Source organism: Kineosporia sp. R_H_3, from assembly GCF_002198675.1.
Classification (GTDB): Bacteria; Actinomycetota; Actinomycetes; order Actinomycetales; family Kineosporiaceae; genus R-H-3.
This window is the reverse complement of the sequence record NZ_MWLL01000082.1, coordinates 1-26,196: the sequence shown is the minus strand read 5'-3', so window position 1 is coordinate 26,196 and position 26,196 is coordinate 1. Positions and strand designations below refer to the sequence as shown.

Below are 26,196 nucleotides of genomic sequence, written 5' to 3'. Positions count from 1 at the left end.
TCAGTCCGTCGTGTGGATCAGGAGCCCCGATCCGATGAGCATCGACCAGTCGCACGGTCACCCCGGCTCGGACGTCGCCACGACGTCCGAGGGCGGGCTCCCGGAGCGCTTCGAGAACCCCGGCCTCGAGCCGCACCGGCACCGGATGGCGGACGTCGACCCGAAGGCCGCCAAGCGTGCGGAGCGTCAGGTCGCCGCCCTCTTCGGGCTCTCCACGCTCGGCACGATCCTGCTGATCGTCGCCTACTACGCGGTGAGCATCGAGGGCGACAGCTGGGCGGAGATCGCCCGCCAGCTGCGCATCTCGACGACCCTGCTCGGCGTCGGGCTCGCGCTCGCGACGTTCGGCATCGGCGCCGGTGCGGTGCACTGGGCCAAGACGCTCATGCCGGACGAGGAGCGGATCGAGCTCCGGCACCCGATGCGCGGCACCGACGAGGACCGCGAGGACGCGCTCGCGATCCTGCGCGAGGGCTCCGCGGAGGCCGGCGTCGGCCGCCGTCCGCTCATCCGCAACTCGCTGCTGGCGGCCCTCGTGCCGCTCACGGTCGGCCCGCCGATCGTGCTGCTTCGCGACACCGGCCCGCTGCCGGGCAACGACCTGTCGACGACGTTCTGGAAGCAGGGCATGGCCCTGGTCCACGACCCGATCACCGACGAGACGGGCCGCAAGATCAAGCCCGAGGACCTGACGATCGGCTCCGTCGTGCACGTCCTGCCCGAGGGCATCCAGGACGCCGAGCACGAGCTCGACGAGATCGCCAAGGCCGCCGTCCTGCTCATCCGGCTCAACCCGGACGACCTCGACGAGACGTCGCGGGCGGGCTCCTACGAGGGCATCGTCGCGTACTCGAAGATCTGCACCCACATGGGCTGCCCCGTGGCCCTCTACGAGCAGCAGACGCACCACCTGCTGTGCCCCTGCCACCAGTCGACGTTCGACCTCAAGCAGAACTGCAAGGTCATCTTCGGCCCGGCCAAGCGTCCACTTCCTCAGCTCGCGATCACCGTGGACGACGCCGGATACTTGGTCGCGAAGAGCCCCTTCACCGAGGCCGCCGGCCCGAGCTTCTGGGAGCGCGGATGAGCACCACGACCACAGCCAAGGCCGCGGGAAACCTCGGCAACTGGGCCGACGAGCGCGTCGGCGCGAGCAAGGGCGTCAAGTTCCTCGCCCGCAAGATCTTCCCCGACCACTGGTCGTTCATGCTCGGCGAGGTCGCCCTCTACAGCTTCATCATCCTGCTGCTGACGGGCGTCTTCCTCACCTTCTTCTACATCCCGAGCGTCGGGCACACGGTCTACACCGGGTCCTACGAGCAGCTCGCCGGGCAGACGGTCTCCGAGGCCTACGCCTCGACGCTGTCGCTGTCCTTCGACGTCCGTGGCGGTCTGCTCATGCGGCAGATCCACCACTGGGCGGCGCTGATCTTCGTCGCGGCGATCGTCACGCACATGTTCCGGGTGTTCTTCACGGGCGCGTTCCGCAAGCCGCGTGAGATCAACTGGGTCATCGGCTCGGTGCTCGCGCTGCTCGCGATCATCGAGGGCTTCGCGGGCTACTCGCTCCCCGACGACCTGCTCTCCGGCACCGGCCTGCGGATCGCGTCGAGCATCATCCTCGCGATCCCGGTCGTCGGCTCGTACATCAGCTTCTTCCTCTTCGGCGGCCAGTTCCCCGGCGAGGAGTTCATCCCGCGGCTCTACACGATCCACGTGCTGCTGCTGCCGGGCATCTTCCTCGCGCTCATCACGGCGCACCTCATCCTGCTCGTCGTCCAGAAGCACACCCAGTACCCCGGGCCGGGCCGCACGAACGAGAACGTCGTCGGCTACCCGCTCTTCCCGGTGTACATGGCCAAGGCCGGCGGCTTCTTCTTCATCGTGTTCGGCATCACCGCCCTCATGGGGGCGCTGTTCACGATCAACCCGATCTGGGCCTACGGCGCCTACCACCCGTCGCCGGTCACCGCGGGATCGCAACCCGACTGGTACATGGGCTGGCTCGACGGCGCCGTCCGGCTGACACCGGGCTTCCTCGAGTTCCAGGTCCTCGGCTTCACCGTCTCGGGCAACATCCTGCTGCCCGCCCTCATCATCCCGGGGCTCGTGACGATGCCGATGATCCTCTACCCGTGGATCGAGCAGTGGGCCACCGGTGACAAGCGCGAGCACCACCTGCTCGACCGCCCGCGCAACGTCCCGACCCGCACCGGCCTCGGGGTCATGGCGATCACGTTCTACCTGCTGCTGCTCGTCAGCGGCGGCAACGACATCATCGCCACGCACCTGCGGCTGTCGATCAACGACATCACGAACAGCCTGCGGCTGCTCGTCTTCGTCGTCCCGCCGCTCGCGTACGTCGTGACGAAGCGGATCTGCCTCGGCCTGCAGCGCAAGGACCGCGAGAAGGTGCTCCACGGTCGCGAGACCGGGGTCATCTACCGCACCGAGGAGGGCGAGTTCTTCGAGGTGCACGAGCCCCTCGGCGAGCACGACCGCTGGCTGCTCGTCCAGCACGACAGCTTCCGCCCGCTCGACCCCGCGCCGGCCGAGGACGAGCGCGGCGTCAAGCGCCCCGGTGCCCGCTTCGACAAGGTGAAGGCGAAGCTCTCGAGCTTCTACTTCGAGGACCGCATCGAGCCCGTCACCCCGGCGGAGCTCGAGGCGGCCCACCACGAGCACCACGGCGGCCACGAGGCCGTCGAGGGCTCCGACGAGGCGGAGCGGCCCGCGCTCGCCGGTCACTGACCGGCACGCCCTGCCGCACCGCACGCACGACCCCGCAGCACCGGACCACGAGGGCCCGGACGACGCCACGGCGTTCGTCCGGGCCCTCACCCGTCCCGCCGCCACCCCGTTCGTCCCCGAGGTCGTCCTCCACGTCGCTGCGGAGCCCTACGGCCTCTGGGAGGCCACGGAGGACCGCTCCGGCGTCCAGGGCGCTCCCCCGCCGTTCTGGGCCTTCCCGTGGCCCGGAGGCGCCGCCCTGGCCCGCCACCTGCTCGACGCCCCGGCCGCCGTGGCCGGACGCGTCGTCGTCGACCTCGGGTGCGGCTCCGGCCTCGTGAGCATCGCGGCCGCGCTCGCCGGGGCGGCGCACGTCCTGGCCCTCGACCTGGACCCGCTGGCGCTCACCGCCACCACGCTCAACGCCGGGCTCAACGGCGTCCCCGTCGGCGCTCTCCCGGCCGGCCGGCTCGCCACGGCCGTCGCGGACGTCCTCGCGGCGGCGCAGGCGCCGGACGACGACCCGCTCGTCGCGCGCCTGCTCGCCGCGGACGTCGTGCTCGCCGGCGACCTGTTCTTCGAGCGGTCGCTCGCGGCCGCGACGCTCACGGTGCTGCGCCGGTCGACCGCCGCGGGGGCACTCGTCCTCGCGGGCGACCCGGGCCGCACCTACCTGCCGGCCGGCACCTTCACCGAGGTCGCCGCGTACGACGTCCCGGTCGCCGCCGCCCTCGAGGACGCGCCGGTGCGGCGGACCCGGGTGCTCACCCTCCCCCGGCCGACCGGCTGACGCGCCGGCCCGGGCCCGCGGCCGGTTTCGCGGGGCTCAGGCGTCGGCCCACTGGTCGTAGGACATGTTCCAGGCCGTGTACCCGTTGCCGTCCTCGAGCTTGCGCGACCCGTGGACGTACTTGACGACGTCCCCGACCTTGGAGCGCTCGAAGATCCACGCGGCGTTCGCCGTGCTCATGCCGGTGCAGCCGTGCGAGACGTTGGCCCGCCCCTGGGACCCGACGGACCACGGTGCGGCGTGGACGAACTCACCGCTCCAGGTGAGGCGCATCGCGTACTTCACGACGAGGTTGTAGTACTCCGGGGAGTCCTGGGAGACCCCGGTCGTCGCCGCGTCCATCCGGTGCGTGGTCTCCCGGCTGATGATGACCTTCGTGCCGTTGCGGGTCGCGAGGCCCGGCTTGCCCGTCGTCACCGGGATCACCTTGATGACCTTGCCGTTCCTGCGCACGGTCATGGTGTGCGCGGCGATGTCGACGGTGCTCACCATCGACGAGCCGATCTCGAACTCGGCGGTGCGGGTGCGCTTGCCCCAGACCCCGGGCGACACCTCGACGCCCTTGAGGTCCGCGACGACCTTGACCTTCGTGCCGGTCTTCCAGAACTCCTTGGGGCGCCACTGCACCTGCCGGCTGCCGGTCCAGCGCCAGGCCCCCTCGACGGCGGGCGTGGCGGTGACCTCGAGCGCCTTCTCGACCTTCGCACGGTTCTTCACGGTGCTGTCGAAGGTGACGACGACGGGCATCCCGACGCCGACGACCCAGCCGTCGGAAGGCTGCAGCGAGGCCCCTGCGAACGCAGCCGGCCGGATCGTCCTGAACGTCGACGTGACGGTCTTCGCGACGCCGTCCGCGTTCTGCGCGACCACCTTGACCGTGTACGTCGCCGCCGGCGCGAGGTGGGCGGTGTTCTTCCAGCTCGCGCCGTCGTCGGAGAGGTCACCGGCGACCTTGGTGCCGTCCGCGGCGGTGACCTTGACCGAGGTGATCCGGCCCTGCGCGGCCGCCACGGAGACCCCGGCGTCGGGGCGCACCTTCGTGGCGTCGTCCGCGGGGGTCACGGTGACGGAGACCGGCTGCGCGGGCGGGGACGAGGTCTGGCCCTGGCTCGCCCCGGCGGACGGCGAACCGCTGCCCGCGGCGTCCGCCTGCGTCGACGTCCCTGCCCTGCACCCCGAGAGGGCCAGGACGGCGACCAGCCCTGCTCCCCAGATCCTCACGCTCGTACGCACGGTCCCGTGACTCCCTCGGGTCGTGACGACCCTCTCGACGTGCTGCCCCGACGTCTGTTGACGCCGGCCCCCGACGAAAGGTTGCCCTTGGCTCAGGATAGGTGGGAACGACACCGCCCGCCGGGTCCCGGAGGACGCCGACGGGCGGATGACGCAGCGGTACGTGCGGTCAGTGCGCGTGCTCGCCGCGGTAGTACTCGAAGACCCAGCCCACGAGGCCCACGGCCCCCAGGCCCAGCCCGATGTAGAAGAGCCACCAGCCGACGGCCATGCCCGCGAAGATGACGGCCGAGCCGAGGGCGAGCCAGAACGGCCACCACGAGTACGGCGCGAAGACGCCCTGCTCGCCGAAGCCCTGACGGATCTCGCCGTCCGGGTCGTCCTCCGGACGGTCGTCGATGCGCCGTGCGGTGAGCCAGAAGTACAGCCCGATGAGCAGCGCGAGGCCGGCGGTGAGCAGGAGGGCAGCAGCACCCACCGGCTCGTTCCACTGGGTCACGATGCCGTAGACGATCGCGATCGGCGTGAAGAACAGCACGCCCGAGGAGAAGAGCAGGGTCTCGACCTTCACCGCAGCAGGCCTCTCAGTCGTTCTTCACGTCGGCGCCGCCGTACACACCGGCGAGCAGCGAGTTGTCCGGCGGGGTCGCCGCAGCGGCAGCGACCTCCGGGTGGTGCAGGTCGAACGCGGGCCGCTCCGAACGGATCCGGGGCAGCGACGAGAAGTTGTGCCGCGGCGGCGGGCAGGACGTCGCCCACTCGAGCGATCCGCCGTAGCCCCAGGGGTCGTCGACGGTCACCTTCGGCGCGTTCTTCGTCGTCGTGTAGATGTTCCAGAGGAACGGCAGGAAGCTGATCGCGAGGATCGCCGCGCCGACCGTGGACACCTGGTTCTCGAGGGTGAAGCCGTCCTCGGGGAGGTAGTCCGCGTAGCGGCGCGCCATGCCCTCGACGCCCAGCCAGTGCTGGATGAGGAACGTCGTGTGGAAGCCGATGAACGTCAGCCAGAAGTGGATCTTGCCGAGCCGCTCGTCGAGCATCTGCCCCGTGAGCTTCGGCCACCAGAAGTAGAAGCCCGCGTACATCGCGAACACGACGGTGCCGAAGATGACGTAGTGGAAGTGGGCCACCACGAAGTAGCTGTCGGACATGTGGAAGTCGAGCGCCGGCGTCGACAGGATGATGCCCGTCAGACCGCCGAAGAGGAACGTCGCGAGGAAGCCCAGCGACCACAGCATCGGTGTCTCGAAGGTCAACGACCCCCGCCACATCGTGCCGATCCAGTTGAAGAACTTCACGCCCGTCGGGACGGCGATGAGCATCGTCATGAAGGCGAAGAACGGCAGCGCCACCTGGCCGGTCACGTACATGTGGTGCGCCCACACCGCGACGGACAGACCCGCGATCGAGATCGTCGCGAAGATGAGGCCCTTGTAGCCGAAGATCGGCTTGCGGCTGAACACCGGCAGGATCTCGGAGACGATGCCGAAGAACGGCAGCGCGAGGATGTAGACCTCAGGGTGCCCGAAGAACCAGAAGAGGTGCTGCCACAGGATCGCCCCGCCGTTCTCGGGTTCGAAGACCGTGGCGCCCAGCTTGCGGTCCGCGCCGAGCGCGAGCAGCGCGGCGGCGAGCGGCGGGAAGGCCATGAGCACGAGCACGCTCGTGATGAGGATGTTCCAGGTGAAGATCGGCATCCGGAACATCGTCATGCCCGGTGCACGCATGCACACGATGGTCGTGATGAAGTTGACGGCACCGAGGATCGTGCCGAAACCACCGAGCGCGAGGCCGAAGATGCCGAGGTCGGCGCCCAGTCCCGGGGTGTACGTCGCGTTCGACAGCGGGGCGTAGAGGAACCACCCGAAGCCGGGGGCGCCCTGCGGCGTGAGGAACGACGAGGCGGCGATGAGGCCGCCGAACAGGTACAGCCAGTACGCGAACATGTTGAGCCGCGGGAAGGCGACGTCCGGCGCGCCGATCTGCAGCGGCATGATCGCGTTCGCCCAGCCCGCGAAGGCCGGCGTCGCGAAGAGCAGCAGCATGATCAGGCCGTGCATCGTGAAGAACTGGTTGTACTGCTCCTTGGTCTGGAAGACCTGCATGCCGGGCTGGAACAGCTCGGCACGGATCGCCAGCGCCATGAGGCCGCCGATGGCGAAGAACGCCATCGAGGTGATCAGGTAGAGGTTGCCGATGACCTTGTGGTCGGTCGTCGTGAGCCACTTGACGACGATCTGGCCCTTGGTCGCGCGGCGGACCGGGACACCGAAGGTCGCCGTCTGGCCGCCGCTGTCGAGAGTCGTCATGAGTTGCTCCCCAGGTCGTTCGCGCCGCCGTTCCTGCCGCCGCCCGGGATCGCCCCGCGGCCACCCTCCGGAGTGTCGCTCCGGCCGAGGTTCGCGTCGAGCGTGCCCGTCTGACCCTTGGCCTTGAGGTCAGCGAGGTGCTGCTGGTACTCCTCGGCGGAGACGACGCGCACGTTGAAGAGCATCTCCGAGTGGTACTCGCCGCAGAGCTCGGCGCACTTCCCCTTGTACAGGCCCTCCCGCTGCGGCACCACCTGGAAGCGGTTCTCGATGCCGGGGATGACGTCCATCTTGTAGAGGAACGCCGGCACCCAGAACGAGTGGATGACGTCGCGCGCCGTGAGGACGAACTCGACCCGCTGGTTGACCGGCAGGTACAGCGTCGGCAGGCCGGCCTCGGCGCCCGGCGTGCCGTCGAGCTGGCCCTGCAGGCCGACCTCGTAGACGTCGTCCGCCGGGTCCTTCGCGTCGGGGCCGAGGTAGTTGAAGTCCCAGGCCCACTGCTTGCCGACCACGTTGATCGTGATGTCGGGCTTCGCGGTGATGCTGTTGATCTCCGACTGGTCCCGCGCCGTGAAGTAGAAGAGGACCGACACCATCATCAGCGGGACGACGGTGTACAGGATCTCGAGCGGGATGTTGTACCGGATCTGCGCCGGGTAGCCCGTCTCGTCGCGCCGGCGCCGGTAGGCGACGATGCACCAGAGCAGCAGGCCCCAGACGAGGGCACCGACGGCCAGGGCGGCGATCCAGGAGCCGTTCCACAGCTCCATGATCCGGCCGGTCTGGTTCGTCGTGTCCTTGGTGGACGGCATCCAGCCCCGCTGGGCTGCTTCGGAGCAGCCGGAGAGCAGCATGACGCCGGGAACAGCCAGCAGAGCCAGCCCAGCCCGGCGCGATCGCCCGCGCGTGGCGCGGGCCTCCTCGTGGAGTCGCAAGAGTGGCCTTCCAGCGGATCTCGCCCGGCGACCTCACCGGGGGGACGGTCCTCGACGTGAGCACACTACTCCCTGCCACCGGACAGTTCCGTGCGGGGATGCCCTTGCTCGGCGTGGCGCACCGCACACCCGCCGGGAGCGGCTCCGGTGCAGGTCAGGGACCAAAGCCCCTGGACGGCAACGGAGGTGGCGGGGCGTCGGCGAACGCCGCCGGCAACGGCGCCGCCAGCGCCGCGGGCAGCCGTGCGAGGTACTCCTCGCGCGGCACGTCGACGACACCGAGCGTCGCGAGGTGCTCGGTGCGCCACTGGACGTCGAGGAGGCGGCGCGGGTCGTCGTCCGCCCACAGCATCCGCGCGAGGGCGACGAGCGCCGCCTTGCTGGCGTCGCGCTCGGTGTGGAACATCGACTCCCCCGCGAACAGGCCCCCGACAGCGACGCCGTAGAGGCCGCCGACGAGCCGCCCTGCGGTCCAGCACTCGACGGAGTGCGCCCATCCCAGCCGGTGCAGCCGGCCGTAGGCGTGCGCGACGTCCGGGGTGATCCATGCCCCCGGTCGGGCCGGGTCGCCGCACGCGGCGACGACGTCGTCGAACGCCGTGTCGAGGCGCACCTCGAACCGCTGCAGCGACCTGCGCAGCGAGCGCGACACCCGTAGGCCTCCGGGCAGCAGGACGCCGCGCGGGTCCGGGGACCACCAGCCGAGCGTCCCGCTGCCGTGCCGGCCGAGCCCCATCGGGAACAGGCCCGTCCTGTAGGCCTGCAGGAGGGTGCCCGGCTCGAGGTCGGCGCCGGCCCCGACGAGGTCCTCGCCCGGTTCGGCCCCGGCGAGGTCGAAGACGAACCGGCTCGGGGCCGGCTCGACGGGCTGCGGCACGGGTCAGGAGCCGAGGGCGGCCGTCAGGTGCGGGGTGACCTCGGCCGCGGCGTCGTCGCCGTAGGCGGCGGCGAGGCGGGCGAGGAAGCCGGCCGAGGCGAGGTCGTACTCCTGCGGCCCGACGGTCTCCAGGACGAGCGTCGCGAGGGTGGCGCCGACCTGCGCGCAGCGCTCGGGCCCGAGCCCCCAGACCAGCCCGGCGAGGAAGCCCGCGCGGAACGCGTCGCCGACGCCCGTCGGGTCGGCGATCCGCAGCGGCGGGACGGCCGGGACCTTGAGGGTCTCGCCGTCGACGCTGTCGATGACGACACCGTGCTCCCCGTGGGTGGTCACCCGGACACCGACGCGGCGCAGGATCTCCGCGTCGTCCCACCCGGTCTTCTGCTGGATGAGGGCGGCCTCGTAGTCGTTGCTGAACAGGTACGCGGCGCCGTCGACGAGCCGGCGAATCATCGCGCCGTCCGACCACGCGAGCTGCTGGGAGGGGTCGGCGGCGAACGGGTAGCCGCGCGTACGGCACTCGTCGGTGTGCCGGAGCATCGCGTCGGGGTCGTTCGGGCTCACGACGACGAGGTCGAACGCGGCGGCGCGGGCGAGCGGCCCGAGCTCGATCTGCCGGGCCTCGCTCATCGCGCCGGCGTAGAACGACGCGATCTGCGCCTGGTCGTCGTCCGTCGTGCAGATGAACCGCGCGGTGTGGTGGACGTCGGAGACGTGGACGCCGGAGCAGTCCACACCGTGCCGCTCCAGCCAGGAGCGGTAGTCGGTGAAGTCCTCCCCCACCGCCCCGACGAGCAGGGGCGAGGTGCCCAGCCGGGCGAGGCCGAAGGCGATGTTCGCCGCCACGCCGCCGCGCCGGATCTGGAGGTCCTCGACGAGGAACGACAGGCTGATCTTCTGCAGCTGCTCGACGACGAGGCTGTCGGAGAACCGGCCCTTGAACGACATGAGGTGGTCCGTCGCGATGGACCCGGTCACAGCGATGCGCACGGGGCGTCACGCTACCGGTACGGCGAGCCCCGGCACGCCGAAGGCCGGGACGACGACGGCCGCGGTCACCCGCTCGGGGTGACCGCGGCCGTCGCGCGGACCGTGTGCTCCGGCGGACCGGAGCGGTCGGTCAGTGGAAGCTGTCGCCGCAGGCGCAGGACCCGCCGGCGTTCGGGTTGTCGATCGTGAAGCCCTGCTTCTCGATCGTGTCCGCGAAGTCGATGGTCGCGCCGTCGAGGTACGGCGTGCTCATCCGGTCGACGATGACCTCGACGCCGCCGAAGTCACGGACGGCGTCGCCGTCGAGCTGACGCTCGTCGAAGTAGAGCTGGTAGATGAGCCCCGAGCAGCCACCGGGCTGGACGGCGACCCGCAGGCGCAGGTCGTCGCGACCCTCCTGCTCGAGCAGGCTCTTGACCTTCGTGGCCGCGACCTCGGTGAGGAGCACGCCGTGCTCCTTCGTGGCCTGCTCGGTCGTCTGGGTCGTGGGGTCCTGGACGGTCATCTGATCGTCTCCATGGGTTCGGGAGGTCACGCTGGCTCGGGCGCGGGGCCCGTCGGTGGACTCAGCGCAGGTTCTCCGCGCTGCATTCCCGACCAGGGTACGTCCCGCCACGGGGCGCCGCGCGGGGCCCGCCCCGAGAGGCGGCCGTCACGACAGCACCTTGTCGTCGGGCCAGGCGCCCACCAGCGCGGCGCGGCCGAGCGCGGCGCCGTCCGCGCCCTCGAACGTGACCGCCACCGCCCCCTCCGGGACGGGCTCACCGTCCGCCGCCGCGTCACCGTCGAGGGCCCGGCGGCCCCCGAGCGGACGGTCGTCCCGGTCCACCCAGCGGAACGAACGGGCCTGCGCGGGCCCGACGACGACGGCCGTGCCGACGACGGAGCGCCACGCCGCGCCCGTCCCGTCGAGCCCGTCCCGTGCCACCGGCGCCGGTCCGTAGGCCGCGAGCCGGAAGCCGCCGCCCTCGACGACACGCTCGACGGCGACCCGGAGCCAGCCGCCCGACACCGTCCCGAAGGCGAGGACGGCCCGCGCGACCGTGCCGTCGGCGTTCTGGTCCGCCCACACGACGCGACTGCGGGTGCCGTCCCCGGTCGCGGCGCCCGCCGCCCGGGCGGCCGCCATGACGAGGTCGCCGCGCACGTCGCCGAGGTCGGAGAAGCCCCTGACCCCACGCCCCCGGGACGCGGACGCCGAGGCGACGTCCCACCACTCGTCCGGGGCGAGCCCCGACCCGCTCGCGTCCCAGGTCCGGACGGTGCGCCCCCCCGGCGGTGTCACCGCGACGTCGATACGCACCGGCGGGACGGTGAGCGGGCCGACGAAGACGCCCGGCCAGCGTTCCTCGGCGGCGACCTGGAGCGGCCGCAGCACGCCGTCCGCGGTGACGTCGTTGCCACCGCGGAGGACGACCCGCGACCCGGGTTCGGTGGCGACGACCGCGCCGTCGCCGCGCGCGCCGACGAGCTGCGAGGACCCGTCGGGCTTCGTGTCGACGTACGAGGTCCAGCCGAGGCCGTAGCGCAGCCAGCACACGTCGTCGCCGACGCACCAGTTCCCCAGGTCCATCCCGCTCACCGGCGCCCCCTGCGGGCCGGTCACCCACACCCAGCCGTCCCGGCCCGGCATCCGGGCCAGGGCGAGACGTGCCCCGGCGACGTCGGTCGCGAGCGCGACCTCGACGACGCTCGGGTCGGTGCCGGCCGGCAGGACGGCGCGGTTGTCCGCGATCCGCTGCCTCAGTCCGTCGAGGAAGGCCGTGTCGGCGGCGAGCGAACCGACCGTGCGGCCGTCGTACGCGGGCACGAAGGGCGAGCCCGCCGTCGGGCTCACGAAACCGTTCACCGAACCGGTGAGCAGCCCCTGACCGACGAGTCCGGCGACGATCGCTCCGGCGACACCGAGGCCCACCGCCGTCCGGTGCCGGCGGGTCGCCGCGCTGCGCCGACGCTCGAGCGAGGACCACGGCACGGCGCCGACGTCCATCGCCTCCTGGCCCACGGCGAGCGCCGAGCGGACGGCCTCCTCCTCGGCCGGCGTCCACGTCGTGCTCATCGGTTCTCCTCCCCCGCGGCGGCGTCGACCGCGGGCACGCCCACGAGGTCACGCAGCGGCGTCCGGTCGCGCAGCCGGGCCATCGCCCGGTTGGTCTGGCTCTTGACGGTGCCCGGCGAGCAGCCGAGCAGGGCCGCCGTCTCGGCCTCGGAACGGTCCTCGAGGAACCGCAGGACGACGACGGCGCGCATCCTCGGCGGCAGGAGGGCGAGCTCGGCGGCGACCGAGTCGGCGACCGCCCGGTCCTCGGCGGCGTCCCCGGCCGGCACCGGTTCGGGGCGCTCCCCCGTCCACGGCAGGACCACCTCGCGCACCCGCCGCCGGCGGGCCCGGCTCACGGTCTCGTTGACGACCGCCGCCCGCACGTACGCCTCGGCGCCGTCGAGCCGGATCCGGCCCCAGCGGCGCCAGGTGCGCACGAGCACGGCCTGGACGACGTCCTCGGCGTGGCCGCGGTCGCCCGTCAGCGACCAGGCGAAGCGCACGAGCGCCGGCCACCTGGCGTCGACGAACGCGCGGAAGCCGTCGTCGGTTGCGTCCCTCATGCCTGCCATACGCCTGCGGGGCCGGTGCAGGTTGTCAGCGGGTCGTCAGCGCGACCAGGTACGGGCGACCCGCTCGGCCCGGTCGGCCAAGGTCCGGAACGGGTCGGCGAGCGCCGCCTCCACCTGCGACGCCGTCTCGGCGACCGGGTAGGCGGCGTCGACGCCGATCGTCTGCGCCTCGCGCCGGCCGACGAGCACCTGGCCGGCGACGACGACGACGGGCGTGCCGACGTCCATGGCCGCGCGGGCGACGCCGGCGACGACCTTGCCGCGCAGCGACTGCCAGTCGAAGCAGCCCTCCCCGGTGACGACGAGGTCGCTGCCGCGCAGCCGCTCCGGCAGGCCGACCGCCTCGAGGACCGCGGTCGAGCCGGGCACCCGGGTCGCGCCGAGGAGCATGAGGCCGAAGCCGAGGCCGCCGGCCGCGCCGGCGCCGGGCGTCGCGGTGAGCTTGGGGTCGAGCCCGAGCGCCGTCGTCGCGGCGGCCGCGAGGTCGCCCAGGCAGCGCTCCAGCGCCTGTGCCTGCTCCGGGCCCGCCCCCTTCTGGGCGGCGAAGCCGGCGCTCGCGCCGTGGAACCCGAGCAGGCCGATGTCGACGTCGCTCGCGACGACGAGGTCGACGCCCGACCAGTCCGACCGGACGTCGGCGAGCCAGGCGAGGTCCGCCGCCGTGAGGTCGCGCAGCGCCTCGCCACCGGCGGCGAGCCGCTCGACGACGGCGCCGGTCACCGGGTCGGCGACGACGTGCGGCGGGGCGAGCGCCGCGAGCACCCCGGCACCGCCGTCGTTGGTCCCCGAGCCGCCGAGGCCGACGACGACGCGGCGGGCCCCGGCGTCCAGGGCGGCCCGCAGCAGGTCGCCGACGCCCCGGGTCGTCGTCCGGCCCGGGTCGCGGCGGTCGGCGGGCACGAGGTGCAGCCCGCACGCCTGGGCGGACTCGACGTACGCGGTGACGCCGCCGTCGGCGCCGGGGACGACGAGCAGCCCGGCGGGCACCGGCTCCCCCAGCGGTCCGGTGACGGTGACCGCCTCGAGCCGGCCCGCGGGCAGCGCCGCGGCGAGCACCTCGAGGAAGCCGGGACCGCCGTCCGAGAGCGGGCAGACGTCCAGGACGTCGTGCGGGGCGTGCCGGCGCCAGCCCTCGGCGAGCGCGGCGGCGGCCTGCGGCGCGGACAGCGTGCCGGTGAAGCAGTCGGGGGCGAGGAGGACGCGCACCCGCCGATCCTGGCACGCGGGTCGGGTCGCGGCCGGGCCGGGCCGCCGGCGGCGCTCCGGCCCCCTCGGGCTGCACCCCGCCGGGTGAGCGCGTCACCGGGTCGGCCCACGGCCGCCGCGCCGGGGGTCAAGGTCCCGGGCCCTCGCGCCGACGCACCCGGGGAGGCCGGGCACCCGCCCGGCGCGGCGTCGCGCGCCCGACCGGGAAGGAGGCGGCATGGACACCCTCCTGTGGCCCGGCATGCTCCTCATCCGCCGGCTGCGGGTCGCGACGAAGTTCGCGGCCGTCCTCCTGCTGCTGCTCGTCCCGCTCACGGTGAGCCTGGCGCTCAGCGGTGCCCGGGCGACGGGCCAGATCACCGACGCCGGGCTCGAGCGCGACGGCCTGACGTACGTCGAGCCGCTCGTCCGGATCGTCGCCGAGCTGTCCGAGGTGCGCCAGCACGCCGCGGCCGGGCAGCCGACGACGGCGGCGGACCTGCCCGCCCGCCGCGACGTCGAGGAGGTCGACGCCCGGCTCGGGGACGTCTTCAACGTCCACCCGCAGTGGCTGCGGCTGCGCGACCAGCTCACCCGGATCACCGACGGCAGCCTGACCCCGGCCCAGCAGGCGGTCGCCGCCGCGACGGCGCAGGAGACCGCGCTCGACCTCATCGACTCGGTCACCGACGCGAGCAAGCTCATCCTCGACCCCGAGCTCGACACGTACCACGTGCTCATCGCCCTCGCGGACCGGCTGCCACGCCTGCTCATCGCGGCCGGCACGGCGCAGGAGCGCTACACGGCCGACGCCACGCCCGACATCCGCGAGGACATCCGCTGGCAGCTCGCCGTCGCGGACCTGCGGACGACGCTCGACCGGCTCGTCGAGGACGTCCGGACGGCGCAGGCCGCGACGTCGTGGACCGGCTTCTCGGACAACGTCTCGCCGCAGGTCAACGCCCTCTTCATCGCCGTCCGGCAGTACCTCGCGGTCGGCGACCAGGCGGCGGCCTCCGGTGGCACCCGGGCTGACCTCGGCTCGGTGACCGCGTCGTCGACCGCCCTGTCGAGCGCCCTCATCGGGACGATGGACACCCTCCTGGCCCAGCGCCAGGACCGCCTCGCGGGCGAGCGGAACCGGCCCGTGCTCCTCACCCTGGGGATCCTCGCGATCACCGTCTACCTGCTCGGCGCACTGTGGCGGGCGACGTCCCAGGACGTCCGGACCGTCCTCGAGGACATCTCGACGGTGACGACCGGCGCCCTCAACCAGACGGTGCCCCTCACCGGGTCGGACGAGTTCGCCCAGATGAGCAGCGCGATGGTCTACGCCCGGGACCGGCTCACCGCCCTGCTCGGGGAGCTGCGCTACCAGGCGACCCACGACGAGCTGACCGCGCTGGGCAACCGGGCGCAGTTCATCGAGAAGCTCACCGAGGCCCTCGCCGAGGGCGAGCCGCCGCTCGCCGTGGTGCTCGTCGACCTCGACGGCTTCAAGGACGTCAACGACAGCTTCGGCCACGAGATCGGCGACCGGCTGCTCCGTACGGTCGGCGCCCGGCTGCACCGTGCGGCCGGCCGCGGGGACGTCGTCTGCCGGCTCGCCGGCGACGAGTTCGCCGTCCTGCTCCAGGACGTCGGCACCCAGGCCGAGGCCCGGCAGCGGATCGACGCGCTCATGACGAACGTGGCCCGCAACGTCGACATCCGGGGCCGCAACCTGCACGTCGCCGCGAGCGCCGGCTTCGCGCTCGCCGCGCCGGGGACGGCGACCGTCGTCGAGCTCATGCGGGACGTCGACGTCGCCCTCAACGCGGCGAAGGCCGCGGGCAAGGGGGCCGTGACGGCGTTCGAGCCGGCGATGCGCGAGGCGACCCAGGAGCGCACCGAGCTCTCCGGGGACCTCGTCACGGCGCTCAGCGCCGGGGACCAGATGTCCCTGGCCTACCAGCCGATCGTCGACATCGCCTCGGGCCGCATCCTCGGCGTCGAGGCCCTCGTCCGCTGGCAGCACCCGACCCGCGGGCCGATCTCACCGGTCGTCTTCATCCCCCTCGCGGAGGCGACCGGGCTCATCGTGCCGCTGGGCCGCTGGATCCTCGGCGAGGCGGTCCGCCAGCTCGCCGCGTGGCGCACCGAGTTCCCCGACGGCTACCCGCTGACCCTCGACGTGAACATCTCCGCCGAGCAGCTCGAGGACCCGGCCCTCGTCGGCGAGGTGCTCTCCCTCATCGACGAGACGGGCATCGACCCCGGCCGCCTCGTGCTGGAGATCACCGAGTCGGCGCTCGTCCAGGACCTCGACGCCGCGCTGCGCCGGCTGCGCCAGATCAAGGCGATGGGCGTGCGGCTCGCGCTCGACGACTTCGGCACCGGGTACTCGTCGCTGAGCTACCTCAAGACGCTGCCCGTGGACATCCTCAAGATCGACCGCTCGTTCGTCGTCGACCTCGAGGACGACGGCCCGGGCGCGGCCATGATGAAGGGCATCGTCGAGCTCGGCGCCGGGCTGGGCATCGAGCTCATCTGCGAGGGCGTCGAGACCGTCGAGCAGCGCCGCCGGATCGCCTCGGCCGGGTGCCGGATGGGCCAGGGCTTCCTCTGGGCGACGCCGCAGACCGCGCCGGCGATCAGCGAGATGCTCCGCTGGGGCGTCCTGGGCCCTGCCGACCGGCCGGCCGACGCGAAGGACCTCCCGTCGTCCGCCGCCGCGCTGCCCGCCCAGCGGTCGCGGGCCGAGGACCGCGAGACGCCCTGACCCCGGTCGGCCGGACGACGCCCGCCCCGACGACGGTCAGCGGGCGCCGAGCGCGGCGAGCAGCAGCGTCTCGGCGACGCAGGCCCGGGCGAACTCGGCGAGGTGCAGCGACTCGTTCGTGCCGTGCGCCCGGGTGTCCGGGTCCTCGACGCCGGTGACGAGGACGGTCGCGTCCGGGTAGACCTCGCCGAGCGCGGCGATGAACGGGATCGACCCGCCGACGCCCATGTGCACGGGTGCCCGGCCCCAGGCCTGCTCGAGCGCCCAGCGGGCGGTGTCGTAGACGTCGTTCCCGAGGTCACCGGCCCACGGGTGGCCCGCCTCCCCGAGCGTCACCGTGACGTGCGCGCCCCACGGCGCCGCCGCCAGCAGGTGCTTCTCGAGCGCGGCGAACGCCTGCGCCGGGTCCTGCCCGGGGGCGATCCGCATCGTGAACTTGGCCCGGACCGCCGGGAGCAGGGTGTTGGACGCCGTCGCGACCGACGGCGCGTCGATCCCGGTGACGGTGATCGCGGGGCGGGTCCACAGCCGGGTCTCCAGGCTGCCCGTGCCGACGAGGGCGACCCCGTCGAGGACGCCCGCGTCGGCGCGCAGGGCGTCGTCCGAGTACCCGAGGTCGTCGGCCCCGCCGCTCACGAGGCCGGGGACGGCGACGTCGCCGTTCTCGTCCCACAGCCCCGCGAGGAGCCGGAGCGTCGCGGTCATCGCGTCGACGACGGCCCCGCCGTACATCCCGGAGTGGATCGCGTGGTCGAGCGTGCGGACCTCGACGACGCCGTCGACGAGCCCGCGCAGGCTCGAGGTGAGGGCCGGCTCGCCGACCCGCCAGTTGGTGGAGTCCGCGACGACGATGACGTCGGCGGCGAGCCGGTCCCGGTGCGCGGCGAGGAACGCCTCGAAGGTCGGCGAGCCGATCTCCTCCTCGCCCTCGACGAAGACGGTGACCCCGACGGGCAGGTCGTCGCCGAGCGCCCGCAGCGCCGCGAGGTGGACGGCGATGCCGGCCTTGTCGTCGGCGGCGCCCCGGCCGTAGAGCCGCCCGGCCCGCTCGACCGGCTCGAAGGCCGGGCTGTCCCACAGCGCCGGGTCGCCGGGCGGCTGGACGTCGTGGTGGGCGTAGAGCAGGACCGTCGGGGCGCCGTCCGGGGCCGGGCGGCGGGCGACGACCGCGGGCGCCCCGCGGACGACACCGTCGACGGCCCCCTCGGAGCCGGGACCGGCCGGCACGTCGACGGAGAGCACCTCGACGTCGTCGAACCCGGCACCGCGCAGCAGGTCGGCGACCCGGGCCGCGCTCGCGTCCAGGTGCGCCCGGTCGAACGCCGCCGCCGAGACGCTCGGGATGCGGACGAGGTCCTCGAGGTCGGTCCGCAGGGCCGGCAGGGCGGCCTCCACCCGGGCCCGGAGCCCCTCGACGTCGACGACGGGGGCACGGAAGGACGGTGCGGTCATGGCCGACACCGTATCCGGGGCCGCGGCTGCGTACCCTGGTGCCGTGTTCGGACGGACGAAGACCTCAGGCAAGACCTCGGCCACTGCTGCCGCCACGACGGACCACGAGGTCCGCGAGGGCGCCAAGGGCCGGCCCACGCCCAAGCGCCGGGAGGCCGAGCAGCGCAACCGGCGCCCGCTCGGCTCCCCCGCGCGCGCCGCCGCCGTCCGCCCGGGCGCCACGAAGGAGGAGAAGAAGGCCGCCCGCGAGGCCGAGCGCAAGGTCTTCGCCGAGGAGCGCGCCCTCCAGCGGCAGGCCCTCGTGACCGGCGACGAGCGCTACCTGCCCGTCCGGGACAAGGGCGTCGCCAAGCGGTTCACCCGCGACTACGTCGACGCCCGCCGCAACGCCGGCGAGCTGTTCATCCCGGTCGCCATGGTCATCCTGCTGTCGAGCCTCATCCCCGTCGCGGTCGTCGTCCAGGCCTCGCTCGTGGCGCTCTACGCGCTCGTGCTGTGGGTCATCGTCGACAGCTTCCTGCTGCGCCGCAGGCTCAACCGGATCACCGTCGACAAGTTCGGCGACAAGGCGACCGGCTGCGCGACCTACGGCATGATGCGGGCGCTCCAGATCCGCCGGACCCGGCTGCCCAAGCCGCAGGTGAAGCGCGGCGAGTTCCCGGTCTGACGTCGCACCTGACGCCTCACCCGTGGTCTCACCCGACGTCTGCATCTGAGCGGCGGGGCCGGCGCACGTAGGGTCGGCCCCATGGACTTCCGCTACCTCGGCAACTCCGGGCTCAAGATCTCGGAGATCACCTACGGCAACTGGCTCACCCACGGCTCCCAGGTCGAGAACGACGTCGCGACGCAGTGCGTGCGGGCGGCGCTCGACGCGGGGATCACGAGCTTCGACACGGCCGACGTCTACGCGAACACCGCCGCCGAGACCGTCCTCGGCGACGCGCTCGCCGGTGAGCGGCGCGAGAGCGTCGAGATCTTCACGAAGGTCTACTGGCCGACCGGCCCCGGCGGCCCCAACGACACGGGCCTGTCCCGCAAGCACGTCATGGAGTCGATCAACGGCTCGCTGAAGCGGCTCAAGACGGACTACGTCGACCTCTACCAGGCGCACCGGTACGACACCGAGACGCCGCTCGAGGAGACGATGGTCGCCTTCGCCGACATCGTCCGGCAGGGCAAGGCGCTCTACATCGGCGTCAGCGAGTGGACGGCCGACCAGATCCGCGCGGGCCACGCGCTCGCCAAGGAGCTGCGGATCCCGTTCGTCTCGAGCCAGCCGCAGTACTCGATGCTGTGGCGGGTCATCGAGGGCGAGGTCGTCCCGACCTGCCAGGAGCTCGGGATCAGCCAGATCGTCTGGTCGCCGATCGCCCAGGGCGTGCTCACCGGCAAGTACCTGCCCGGTCAGGCACCGCCCGCGGGCTCGCGCGCGACCGACGAGAAGGGCGGCGCGACCTTCATCAAGCGGCTCATGACCGACGAGATCCTCGAGCGGGTCCAGAACCTGCGGCCCGTCGCCGACGAGCTCGGGCTCACCCTCGCCCAGCTCGCCGTGGCGTGGGTGCTCCAGAACGACAACGTGGCGGCCGCGCTCGTCGGCGCGTCCCGACCCGAGCAGGTCACGGAGAACGTCAAGGCCGCCGGCGTGAAGATCCCGGCCGAGCTCATGAAGCGGATCGACGAGATCCTCGGCGACGTCCCGGTCACCGACCCGGGGATGACGGCACGGTCCGCCCCCGCGGGTCGCGTCGCCTGACGACCAGGCACGTCACGCGGCGGGCGAAACGTCTCGCCCGCCGCGTGACGGCGTCCTAGAGTCGCGGGCGATGAGTGCATCGAGCGCGTACCTGAGGTTCCCGTCGATCCGCGGCACGCAGGTCGCCTTCGCCGCCGAGGACGACGTCTGGCTCGCCCCGGCCGACGGCGGCCGGGCCTGGCGGATCACCGCGGACGACGCCCCCGTCGCGTACGTGCGGCTGTCGCCCGACGGCGGCCGGGTCGCGTTCACGAGCCGCCGCGACGGGCCGCCCGAGGTCTGCGTCGCCGACCTCGACGGCGGCGGTGCCCGCCGCCTCACCTTCTGGGGCGACGACACGACCCGGGTCCTCGGCTGGCTCGACGACTCCCGCGTCGTCGCCGTCTCCGCGGTCCGCGCCGCCGACCGGGCGATGACGTGGGCGTGGGTCGTGCCCGTCGACGGCGGCGTCCCCGAGCGGCTGCCCTACGGCCCGGTCACCGGCTTCGCGCCGGGCCCGGACGGCGCGCTCGTCCTGGGCGCCGACCAGAGCCGCCGCTCGGCCGCCTCCTGGAAGCGGTACCGGGGCGGCGACGGCGGCAAGCTGTGGGCCGACCCGGCCGGCACCGGCACGTTCGCCCCGCTGCTCACGGCGCTCGGCGGCCAGCTCGAGGACCCGACGTGGGTCGGCGACCGGCTCGTGCTCCTGTCCGACCACGAGGGCTGGGGCAACGTCTACTCGGTGCTGCTGCCGCGCGACGCCGACCCGGCCGCGCTCGCCTCCCCCGTCGACCTGCGCCGGCACACCGACCACGGCGACGCCTACGCCCGGGCGCTGTCCGGGGACGGCGAGCGCCTCGTCTACCAGTGCCTCGGCGACCTGTACCTGCTCGACGACGTCAGCGCCGGCAGCGCGCCGCGGCGGCTCGAGGTCACCCTCGGCGGCCCGCGCTCGGCCCGCCGGCCGGCCCCGGTCGACGCCGAGGACGCGCTGGCCGACCTCGCTCCGGACCGGACCGGGCGGGCCAGCGCCGTCGAGGTCCGGGGCACCGTGCACTGGCTCACCCACGCCGACGGCCCCGCGCGGGCGCTCGCCGAGACCCCCGGGGTGCGGGCTCGGCTGCCGCGGGTCGTCCCGGCGGCGGGTGCCCCCGGCAGCGCCGGCGACCCCGCGCACCCGGTGGTGCTGCGGGTCACCGACGCCGACGGCGACGACGCGCTCGAGGTCGGGCCCGCCGACGGTGCGACGCCGCCCCGGAGGCTCGCGGGCGGCCGGCTCGGGCGGATGCTCGAGCTCGTCGGCTCCCCGGACGGGCGGCTCGCCGCGGTCGCGACGCATGACGGCCGGCTCCTCGTCGTCGACCTCGCCGCGGCCGACGGTGCCGAGGACGGCGCCGCCGACCCCGTGACGACCGTCGTCGACGACGCCCCCGGCGACGTCAGCGGGCTGGCCTTCTCCCCCGACTCGCGCTGGCTCGCGTGGTCGCACCCGGGGCTGCCGCCGCTGCGGAACATCCGGCTCGCCGACCTGCGGCCCGACGGCACCGCGGCGACGGCCGGCCCGGTCGTCCTCGACGCGACCCCGCTGCGCTTCCAGGACAGCGACCCCGTCTTCACCCCGGACGGGAAGTACCTCGCCTTCCTCTCGGTGCGCACCTTCGACCCGGTCTACGACGCCCAGGTCTTCGACATGTCGTTCCTCGCGGCGCAGCGGCCGTACCTGCTGCCGCTGGCCGCGGCGACGCCGTCGCCGTTCGCGCCCGAGAACGACGGCCGTCCGGTCGACACCGACGACGACAAGGACGACGACCCGCACGAGCACGACGTGCCCGCAGCCGCCTCCGACGACGCGGACGGCGGCCCCGACGGGGACGGCAAGGACACCAAGGACAAGGACCACCCGCCCGCGGTCGTCGTCGACGCCGAGGGCCTCGACGCCCGCGCGGTCGCCGTCCCGGTGCCGGCCGGGCGGTTCCGCAGCCTGCTCGCCGCGAAGGGCGCGCTGCTGTGGCTCGACGTCCCGCTGACCGGTGAGCTCGGCGACGCGCGCGCCGGGGACGACGAGCCCTCCGCGACGCTGCGCCGCTTCGACCTGCGCCGCCGCCGGGCGACGACGCTCGCCACCGGCGTCCAGGACGTGTGGCCGAGCGGCGACGCCAGGCGGCTCGTGCTGCGCGACGACGACGGGCTGCGCGTCGTCCCCGCCGACCGCAAGGTCGACGAGGACGACGACGCCGGTGACGCGGTGCACGTCGACCTCGGCCGGGTCCGGGTCGTCGTCGACCCGGGCGCGATGTGGCGGCAGATGTACGCCGAGCAGGGCCGCCTCATGCGCGACCACTTCTGGATCGAGGACATGGGCGGCGTCGACTGGGACGCCGCGCTCGCGAAGTACGCGCCGCTCGTCGACCGCGTCGGCTCCCGGGACGACCTCTCCGAGGTGATCTGGGAGGTCGTCGGCGAGCTCGGCAGCTCGCACGCCTACGAGGTGCCGCCGCGGCGCCCGGTCGACCCGGCGTTGCGCGTCGGGCACCTCGGCGCCGACCTCGACCGCGCCGAGGACGGCTCCTGGGTCGTCGCCCGGGTCGTGCCGGGCGAGCCGAGCGTGCTCGCGGCCCGGTCGCCGCTGCTCGCACCCGGGGTCGGGATCGGTGCCGGGGACGCCCTCCTCGCCGTCGACGGCCGCCCCGTCGACCCGGTGGCCGGGCCGTGGCCGCTGCTCGTCGGGACCGCGGGCCGGCCGGTCGAGCTCACCGTGCGCCCCGCGGGAGCCGCCGCGGACGCCCCGCCGCGCCGCGTCACCGTCGTCCCGCTGCGCGACGAGCGCGCGCTGCGCTACCACGACTGGGTCGCCGGGCGGCGGGCCGCGACCCACGCCGCGTCCGGCGGCCGGGTCGGCTACCTCCACGTGCCGGACATGATGGCGAGCGGCTGGGCCCAGCTGCACCGCGACCTGCACGCCGAGCTCGCCCGGGACGCGCTCGTCGTCGACCTGCGGCAGAACGGCGGCGGGCACCTGTCCGAGCTCGTCCTGGAGAAGCTCGCGCGGCGGATCCGGGCCACCTCGGTGAACCGGCACGCACCGACGGAGACGTGGCCGAACGCGGCGCCGCGCGGGCCGCTCGTCGCGCTGACGAACCAGTGGGCCGGCTCGGACGGCGACATCGGCACGTCGATGTTCCGCGCCCTGGGGCTCGGCCCCGTCGTCGGGACCCGGACCTGGGGCGGCGTCATCGGCATCGACGGCCGCTACTCGCTCGTCGACGGGACCGGCGTCACCCAGCCGCGGTACGCGTTCTGGATGCTCGAGGAGGGCTGGGGCATCGAGAACCAGGGCGTCGACCCGGACGTCGAGGTGGCGATCCCGCCGGACGCGTGGGGCCGCGGCGAGGACCCGCAGCTCGACACCGGCGTCCGCCTCGCCCTCGAGGCGCTCGCGGCCGCCGCCCGGGTGCCGGAGCCGGACCCGGCGACCCGGCCGGACCGCTCGGCACCCGCCCTGCCGCCGCGGCCCGCGGGCTGACGGGCTACTCGACCGGGCGCAGGCTCATGTGCTCGTAGACCGGCGTGCCGTCCTCGAGGAGGGAGACGCTCTCCACCCCGGCGGCGAGCAGGTCGCGCCACGCCTCGCCGACCCAGGTCTCGGCGTCCGCCTGGCTCGGGAACGCCGTCTCGGCCAGCCCCTCGCCCTGCATGACGCTGCCGTCGACCGCCTCGTACCGCCAGGTCCACCCGCTCATGGCGTCACCGTACACACGCCCCCGGACGAAGCCCGCCGCCGAGCCCTCACGCCGCCGACGGGACGCGCCGATACCCTCGCCCGGTGACCCCCGCGACGCCCGGCCCGCTCCTCGCCGGTGCCGCGCTGCTCGGCGGTGCGGCCGGGGCCTGGCCCGTCGACGGCTGCGGCTGCGTCACGTGCACGGCCGGCCCGGCGGGCTGCGGTGACCTGCTCGGCCTGGCGCTCGGCAGGTCCCTCGTGCTGGACGGCGGCCGGCGGGCCCCGGACGGCGCGGCGCACCTCGCGAGCGGCTCCGTCGACGCCGTCGCGGCGGGTGCCCGCACCCTCGAGGTCGGTGACCAGGTCGTCGCCGGCCCGGTGCGGGCCGTCGCGCTGCCCGGCCCGGCCGGCTCGCCCGGCGCCGTCGCCGTCGTCGTCTCCGACGGGACGTCGACGCTGCTGTGGTCGCCCGGGCGCGGGCCGCTGCCCGACGAGACCCTCGACGTCCTCGGCGACGCCGGGCTCGCGGTCGCCGTCGTCGACGTCCGCGACGCGACCGGGGCCGCGTCGGCGACGTCCGCGGCGCACCGGGTTGCGGACCTGCGCCGCAGCGGCGCGCTCGGGCCGCAGGCCCGGCTCGTCGCGGTCGGGCTCGACCACACCGGCCCCGCGGCGCACCGGCTCCGCGCCGACCTGGCCCGGCACGGCTTGACGCTCGCCGTGGCGGGCGACCGGCCCGCGGCGCTGCCGGTGCCCGACGCCGTCCCGCCGCCGCGCCGCACGCTCGTCCTCGGGCCCGCGTCGTCCGGCAAGTCGGCCGCCGCCGAGGACCTGCTCGCCGCCGAGCCCGCCGTCGACTACGCGGCGACCGGCCCGGAGCCGGACGCCACCGACGCCGACTGGACCGCGAAGGTCGCCGCGCACCGCGCCCGGCGGCCGCGCGGCTGGACGACCGTCGAGACCTCGGCACCCGGCGCGCTCGCGGCGCTGCTGCGCTCCCCCGGACCGCCCGTGCTCCTCGACAGCCTCGGCACCTGGGTCGTGGCCGTGCTCGACCGCGCCGGTGCCTGGAACGACCCGACGGACGACCCGACGGACGACCCGACGGTCAGCGACCCGCACGCGTGGCGCGCCGCCGCCGACGCCGAGGTCGCCGACCTCGTCGACGCGTGGCGCGGCACCCGCCGCGTCGTCGTCGCCGTCGGCGAGGAGGTCGGCTGGGGCGTCGTCCCGGCGACACGGGCGGGCCGGCTCTTCGCCGAGACCCTCGGCGACCTGTCCCGGCGCCTCGCGGCCCAGACCGAGCGCACGCTCCTCGTCGTCGCCGGCCGCGTCGTCGACCTCGACTCCCCCGCCGGACCCGCCGGGTCCCCGGACCCCGCTGCAGGAGGCCCCCGATGAGCGCCGTACCGCTCGACTTCGACGACGCCGACGACGACCCGCTCGAGGCGATCGGCACCGAGGTCGTCCAGCCGCCGGTCGAGGCCGGCGACGAGGTCCGCGAGCGGTTCGCCGCATCCGGGGCCGACGAGGCGCTCGGCCGGCTCGCCGCGCTCGCGGTGTGGTGGGCGGAGGTCCGCGGCGACGCCCGCGCCGGCGCACCCGCCCGGGTCGTCGCGCTCGGGGCCGCCGACGACGCGCCGCTGCCCCCGACCGTCACCCGCCGGGCGCTCGACCCCGCACCGGAAGGCGTCCCGACCGCCGTCGACGCGGCGGTCGCCCGGGGTGTCGCCCTCGCCGACGAGCTCGCCGACGCGGGCACGGACCTCGTGCTGCTGCCGCTCGAGCTCGGCATCCCGGGGCGGGCGCTCACCGGCTACCTCATGGGGCTGGACCCGGTCGAGACGAACGGGTGGCAGACGACGGACCTCGACGACGAGCGCTGGATGGACGAGGTGACGCTCGTCCGCGACGTCCAGTGGTCGCTGCGCGGGCTGCGCGGCCGGCCGATCGCCATGGTCCGGGTGCTCGCGGACCCCCGGCTCGCCGCCGCGACCGCGTTCCTGCTGCGCAGCGCCGTCCGGCGTACCCCGGTCGTGCTCGACGGCCCGGGCGCGGTGACGACGGGGCTGCTCGCCGCCCGCTGCTCCCGGCTCGCGTCGCGCTGGTGGCTGCCCGCCGAGGTCGGTGACGCGCCCCTGCACGAGCGCAGCCTCGGCTCGCTCAACCTCACCGCCGTGACCCGGCTCGGGCTGCGCGTCGAGGACGGGACGGCGTCCGCCGGGGCCCTGGGCCTGCTCGGGATCGCGGCGACGCTGCTGGCCCGTGACTGACCCGGCCGGAGCGCCCCCGCCGCCGGCACGGCCCGTGCCGCGGCGCGGCCGGTTCGACGGCGCCCGGCTCGCGGTCGGCACGCTCACGGTGCTCCGGGTCCCGGCGCCCGGTGTCGTCGACGCCCGCTCGGCGCGGACCGCGATGCTGCTCGCGCCGCTCGCCGGACTGCTCCCCGCCGCCGGCGCAGCGGCCGTCGTCGTGGGTGTGCAGGCCGCCGGGCTCTCCCTGCTCGTCGCCGCCCTGCTCGGCCTCGGCGCGGCCGCCCTGCTCACCCGCGGCCTGCACCTCGACGGTCTGGCCGACACCGCCGACGGCCTGGCCGCCGCTTACGACCGGGCGAAGGCGCTCGACGTCATGCGCCGCGGGGACGTCGGCCCGGCCGGCGCGGTGACGCTCGTCCTCGTCGTCGGCGTCCAGGTCGCGGCGCTGGCCCAGGCCGCCGCCCAGGTCGTCGCGCACGCGGGCGGGCCGGGCACGGTCGGGGCCGCCGTCGCGGTCGGGGCCGTCGTCCTCGTCGGGCTCGGTGCCGGCCGGGTCGCGCTGCCGCTCGCCTGCAGCCGGGGCGTCCCGGCGGCGCGGCCGGGC

The 26,196-nt window shown here is 74.5% G+C and carries 22 protein-coding genes; 10 read left to right on the top strand and 12 right to left on the bottom strand.

Annotated elements, in window-relative coordinates:
• Nucleotides 1-34 precede the first annotated feature (34 nt).
• From ECOMGDLI_RS05535 to ECOMGDLI_RS05525, 3 genes are read left to right on the top strand one after another with little or no spacing between them, the layout of a single operon-like run.
• Nucleotides 35-1,087 carry a ubiquinol-cytochrome c reductase iron-sulfur subunit gene (locus ECOMGDLI_RS05535; RefSeq protein WP_088314875.1) on the top strand — a complete coding sequence of 351 codons (1,053 nt, stop codon included), beginning with the start codon at nucleotides 35-37 and terminating at the stop codon, nucleotides 1,085-1,087.
• Complete coding sequence (locus ECOMGDLI_RS05530) at nucleotides 1,084-2,751, top strand: ubiquinol-cytochrome c reductase cytochrome b subunit (RefSeq protein WP_088314871.1); 1,668 nt, start codon at nucleotides 1,084-1,086, stop codon at nucleotides 2,749-2,751. Before ECOMGDLI_RS05535 ends, ECOMGDLI_RS05530 begins: the two co-directional genes overlap by 4 nt.
• Nucleotides 2,752-2,761: 10 nt before the next feature.
• Nucleotides 2,762-3,520 (top strand): methyltransferase, encoded by a 759-nt coding sequence (locus ECOMGDLI_RS05525; protein ID WP_088314868.1) that lies wholly within the window; start codon nucleotides 2,762-2,764, stop codon nucleotides 3,518-3,520.
• Between the two features lie 36 nt (nucleotides 3,521-3,556).
• Here ECOMGDLI_RS05525 and ECOMGDLI_RS05520 read toward each other — a convergent pair whose 3' ends face one another.
• The 10 genes from ECOMGDLI_RS05520 to ECOMGDLI_RS05470 all read right to left on the bottom strand — a co-directional run bounded on the left by ECOMGDLI_RS05520 (nucleotide 3,557) and on the right by ECOMGDLI_RS05470 (nucleotide 13,686).
• A complete protein-coding gene (locus tag ECOMGDLI_RS05520; RefSeq protein WP_158220906.1) occupies nucleotides 3,557-4,753 on the bottom strand; it encodes an Ig-like domain-containing protein in 1,197 nt (398 codons plus the stop codon).
• Nucleotides 4,754-4,922: 169 nt separating this feature from the next.
• Nucleotides 4,923-5,324 (bottom strand): cytochrome c oxidase subunit 4, encoded by a 402-nt coding sequence (locus ECOMGDLI_RS05510; protein ID WP_088287331.1) that lies wholly within the window; start codon nucleotides 5,322-5,324, stop codon nucleotides 4,923-4,925.
• A gap of 13 nt (nucleotides 5,325-5,337) precedes the next feature.
• Entirely contained in the window at nucleotides 5,338-7,062 is a 1,725-nt protein-coding gene (ctaD, locus tag ECOMGDLI_RS05505) for a cytochrome c oxidase subunit I (RefSeq protein WP_088314858.1), read from the bottom strand.
• Nucleotides 7,059-7,877: a cytochrome c oxidase subunit II gene (gene coxB / locus ECOMGDLI_RS05500; RefSeq protein ID WP_233153324.1), complete on the bottom strand. Its 819-nt coding sequence runs from the start codon at nucleotides 7,875-7,877 to the stop codon at nucleotides 7,059-7,061. The genes ctaD and coxB overlap by 4 nt, the downstream gene beginning before the upstream one ends.
• Nucleotides 7,878-8,154: 277 nt before the next feature.
• Complete coding sequence (aat, locus tag ECOMGDLI_RS05495) at nucleotides 8,155-8,877, bottom strand: leucyl/phenylalanyl-tRNA--protein transferase (protein WP_088314852.1); 723 nt, start codon at nucleotides 8,875-8,877, stop codon at nucleotides 8,155-8,157.
• A gap of 3 nt (nucleotides 8,878-8,880) precedes the next feature.
• Nucleotides 8,881-9,867 carry a carbohydrate kinase family protein gene (locus ECOMGDLI_RS05490; protein ID WP_088314848.1) on the bottom strand — a complete coding sequence of 329 codons (987 nt, stop codon included), beginning with the start codon at nucleotides 9,865-9,867 and terminating at the stop codon, nucleotides 8,881-8,883.
• A 130-nt stretch (nucleotides 9,868-9,997) separates the two neighbouring features.
• Nucleotides 9,998-10,372 carry an iron-sulfur cluster assembly accessory protein gene (locus ECOMGDLI_RS05485; RefSeq protein WP_088287320.1) on the bottom strand — a complete coding sequence of 125 codons (375 nt, stop codon included), beginning with the start codon at nucleotides 10,370-10,372 and terminating at the stop codon, nucleotides 9,998-10,000.
• 147 nt (nucleotides 10,373-10,519) lie between these two features.
• Nucleotides 10,520-11,926 (bottom strand): hypothetical protein, encoded by a 1,407-nt coding sequence (locus tag ECOMGDLI_RS05480; protein ID WP_088314845.1) that lies wholly within the window; start codon nucleotides 11,924-11,926, stop codon nucleotides 10,520-10,522.
• Nucleotides 11,923-12,471: a SigE family RNA polymerase sigma factor gene (locus ECOMGDLI_RS05475; protein WP_088314986.1), complete on the bottom strand. Its 549-nt coding sequence runs from the start codon at nucleotides 12,469-12,471 to the stop codon at nucleotides 11,923-11,925. Before ECOMGDLI_RS05475 ends, ECOMGDLI_RS05480 begins: the two co-directional genes overlap by 4 nt.
• A gap of 45 nt (nucleotides 12,472-12,516) precedes the next feature.
• Nucleotides 12,517-13,686, bottom strand: coding sequence for a glycerate kinase (locus ECOMGDLI_RS05470; RefSeq protein ID WP_088314841.1), 1,170 nt, complete (start codon nucleotides 13,684-13,686; stop codon nucleotides 12,517-12,519).
• Nucleotides 13,687-13,903: 217 nt separating this feature from the next.
• Here ECOMGDLI_RS05470 and ECOMGDLI_RS05465 point away from each other — a divergent pair, with 217 nt between their 5' ends.
• On the top strand, nucleotides 13,904-16,426 hold the full coding sequence (locus ECOMGDLI_RS05465; protein ID WP_088314838.1) for a bifunctional diguanylate cyclase/phosphodiesterase: 2,523 nt from the start codon (nucleotides 13,904-13,906) through the stop codon (nucleotides 16,424-16,426).
• 36 nt (nucleotides 16,427-16,462) lie between these two features.
• On the opposite strand, the gene ECOMGDLI_RS05460 is transcribed toward ECOMGDLI_RS05465, so the two are convergent.
• The gene (locus tag ECOMGDLI_RS05460) at nucleotides 16,463-17,878 is read right to left on the bottom strand and encodes a dipeptidase (RefSeq protein WP_088314984.1); all 1,416 of its coding nucleotides are present in this window, start codon (nucleotides 17,876-17,878) and stop codon (nucleotides 16,463-16,465) included.
• A 43-nt stretch (nucleotides 17,879-17,921) separates the two neighbouring features.
• Here ECOMGDLI_RS05460 and ECOMGDLI_RS05455 point away from each other — a divergent pair, with 43 nt between their 5' ends.
• From ECOMGDLI_RS05455 to ECOMGDLI_RS05445, 3 genes are all read left to right on the top strand, one after another.
• The gene (locus ECOMGDLI_RS05455; RefSeq protein WP_088314981.1) at nucleotides 17,922-18,545 is read left to right on the top strand and encodes a DUF3043 domain-containing protein; all 624 of its coding nucleotides are present in this window, start codon (nucleotides 17,922-17,924) and stop codon (nucleotides 18,543-18,545) included.
• Between the two features lie 81 nt (nucleotides 18,546-18,626).
• Complete coding sequence (locus ECOMGDLI_RS05450) at nucleotides 18,627-19,637, top strand: aldo/keto reductase family protein (protein WP_088314834.1); 1,011 nt, start codon at nucleotides 18,627-18,629, stop codon at nucleotides 19,635-19,637.
• A gap of 70 nt (nucleotides 19,638-19,707) precedes the next feature.
• The gene (locus ECOMGDLI_RS05445) at nucleotides 19,708-23,139 is read left to right on the top strand and encodes a S41 family peptidase (RefSeq protein ID WP_088314832.1); all 3,432 of its coding nucleotides are present in this window, start codon (nucleotides 19,708-19,710) and stop codon (nucleotides 23,137-23,139) included.
• Nucleotides 23,140-23,143: 4 nt separating this feature from the next.
• Here the strand turns inward: ECOMGDLI_RS05445 and ECOMGDLI_RS05440 are convergent, their stop codons facing one another.
• On the bottom strand, nucleotides 23,144-23,356 hold the full coding sequence (locus ECOMGDLI_RS05440) for a hypothetical protein (RefSeq protein WP_088314827.1): 213 nt from the start codon (nucleotides 23,354-23,356) through the stop codon (nucleotides 23,144-23,146).
• 83 nt (nucleotides 23,357-23,439) lie between these two features.
• Here ECOMGDLI_RS05440 and ECOMGDLI_RS05435 point away from each other — a divergent pair, with 83 nt between their 5' ends.
• From ECOMGDLI_RS05435 to ECOMGDLI_RS05425, 3 genes are all read left to right on the top strand, one after another.
• Nucleotides 23,440-24,738 (top strand): bifunctional adenosylcobinamide kinase/adenosylcobinamide-phosphate guanylyltransferase, encoded by a 1,299-nt coding sequence (locus ECOMGDLI_RS05435; protein ID WP_088314823.1) that lies wholly within the window; start codon nucleotides 23,440-23,442, stop codon nucleotides 24,736-24,738.
• Entirely contained in the window at nucleotides 24,735-25,610 is an 876-nt protein-coding gene (locus ECOMGDLI_RS05430; protein WP_088314820.1) for a nicotinate-nucleotide--dimethylbenzimidazole phosphoribosyltransferase, read from the top strand. Before ECOMGDLI_RS05435 ends, ECOMGDLI_RS05430 begins: the two co-directional genes overlap by 4 nt.
• A gap of 34 nt (nucleotides 25,611-25,644) precedes the next feature.
• On the top strand, nucleotides 25,645-26,196 hold a 552-nt coding region (locus ECOMGDLI_RS05425; RefSeq protein ID WP_143447533.1), incomplete at its 3' end, for an adenosylcobinamide-GDP ribazoletransferase.

Excerpts from the sequence above, each read along its gene's own strand:
- ECOMGDLI_RS05535 (WP_088314875.1), top strand. The coding sequence starts at position 35 with ATGAGCATCGACCAGTCGCACGGTCACCCCGGCTCGGACGTCGCCACG.
- ECOMGDLI_RS05530 (WP_088314871.1), top strand. The coding sequence starts at position 1,084 with ATGAGCACCACGACCACAGCCAAGGCCGCGGGAAACCTCGGCAACTGG.
- ctaD (WP_088314858.1), bottom strand. The coding sequence starts at position 7,062 with ATGACGACTCTCGACAGCGGCGGCCAGACGGCGACCTTCGGTGTCCCG.
- coxB (WP_233153324.1), bottom strand. The coding sequence starts at position 7,877 with ATGCCGTCCACCAAGGACACGACGAACCAGACCGGCCGGATCATGGAG.
- ECOMGDLI_RS05485 (WP_088287320.1), bottom strand. The coding sequence starts at position 10,372 with ATGACCGTCCAGGACCCCACGACCCAGACGACCGAGCAGGCCACGAAG.
- ECOMGDLI_RS05480 (WP_088314845.1), bottom strand. The coding sequence starts at position 11,926 with ATGAGCACGACGTGGACGCCGGCCGAGGAGGAGGCCGTCCGCTCGGCG.
- ECOMGDLI_RS05475 (WP_088314986.1), bottom strand. The coding sequence starts at position 12,471 with ATGAGGGACGCAACCGACGACGGCTTCCGCGCGTTCGTCGACGCCAGG.
- ECOMGDLI_RS05465 (WP_088314838.1), top strand. The coding sequence starts at position 13,904 with ATGGACACCCTCCTGTGGCCCGGCATGCTCCTCATCCGCCGGCTGCGG.
- ECOMGDLI_RS05460 (WP_088314984.1), bottom strand. The coding sequence starts at position 17,878 with ATGACCGCACCGTCCTTCCGTGCCCCCGTCGTCGACGTCGAGGGGCTC.
- ECOMGDLI_RS05450 (WP_088314834.1), top strand. The coding sequence starts at position 18,627 with ATGGACTTCCGCTACCTCGGCAACTCCGGGCTCAAGATCTCGGAGATC.
- ECOMGDLI_RS05445 (WP_088314832.1), top strand. The coding sequence starts at position 19,708 with ATGAGTGCATCGAGCGCGTACCTGAGGTTCCCGTCGATCCGCGGCACG.
- ECOMGDLI_RS05440 (WP_088314827.1), bottom strand. The coding sequence starts at position 23,356 with ATGAGCGGGTGGACCTGGCGGTACGAGGCGGTCGACGGCAGCGTCATG.
- ECOMGDLI_RS05430 (WP_088314820.1), top strand. The coding sequence starts at position 24,735 with ATGAGCGCCGTACCGCTCGACTTCGACGACGCCGACGACGACCCGCTC.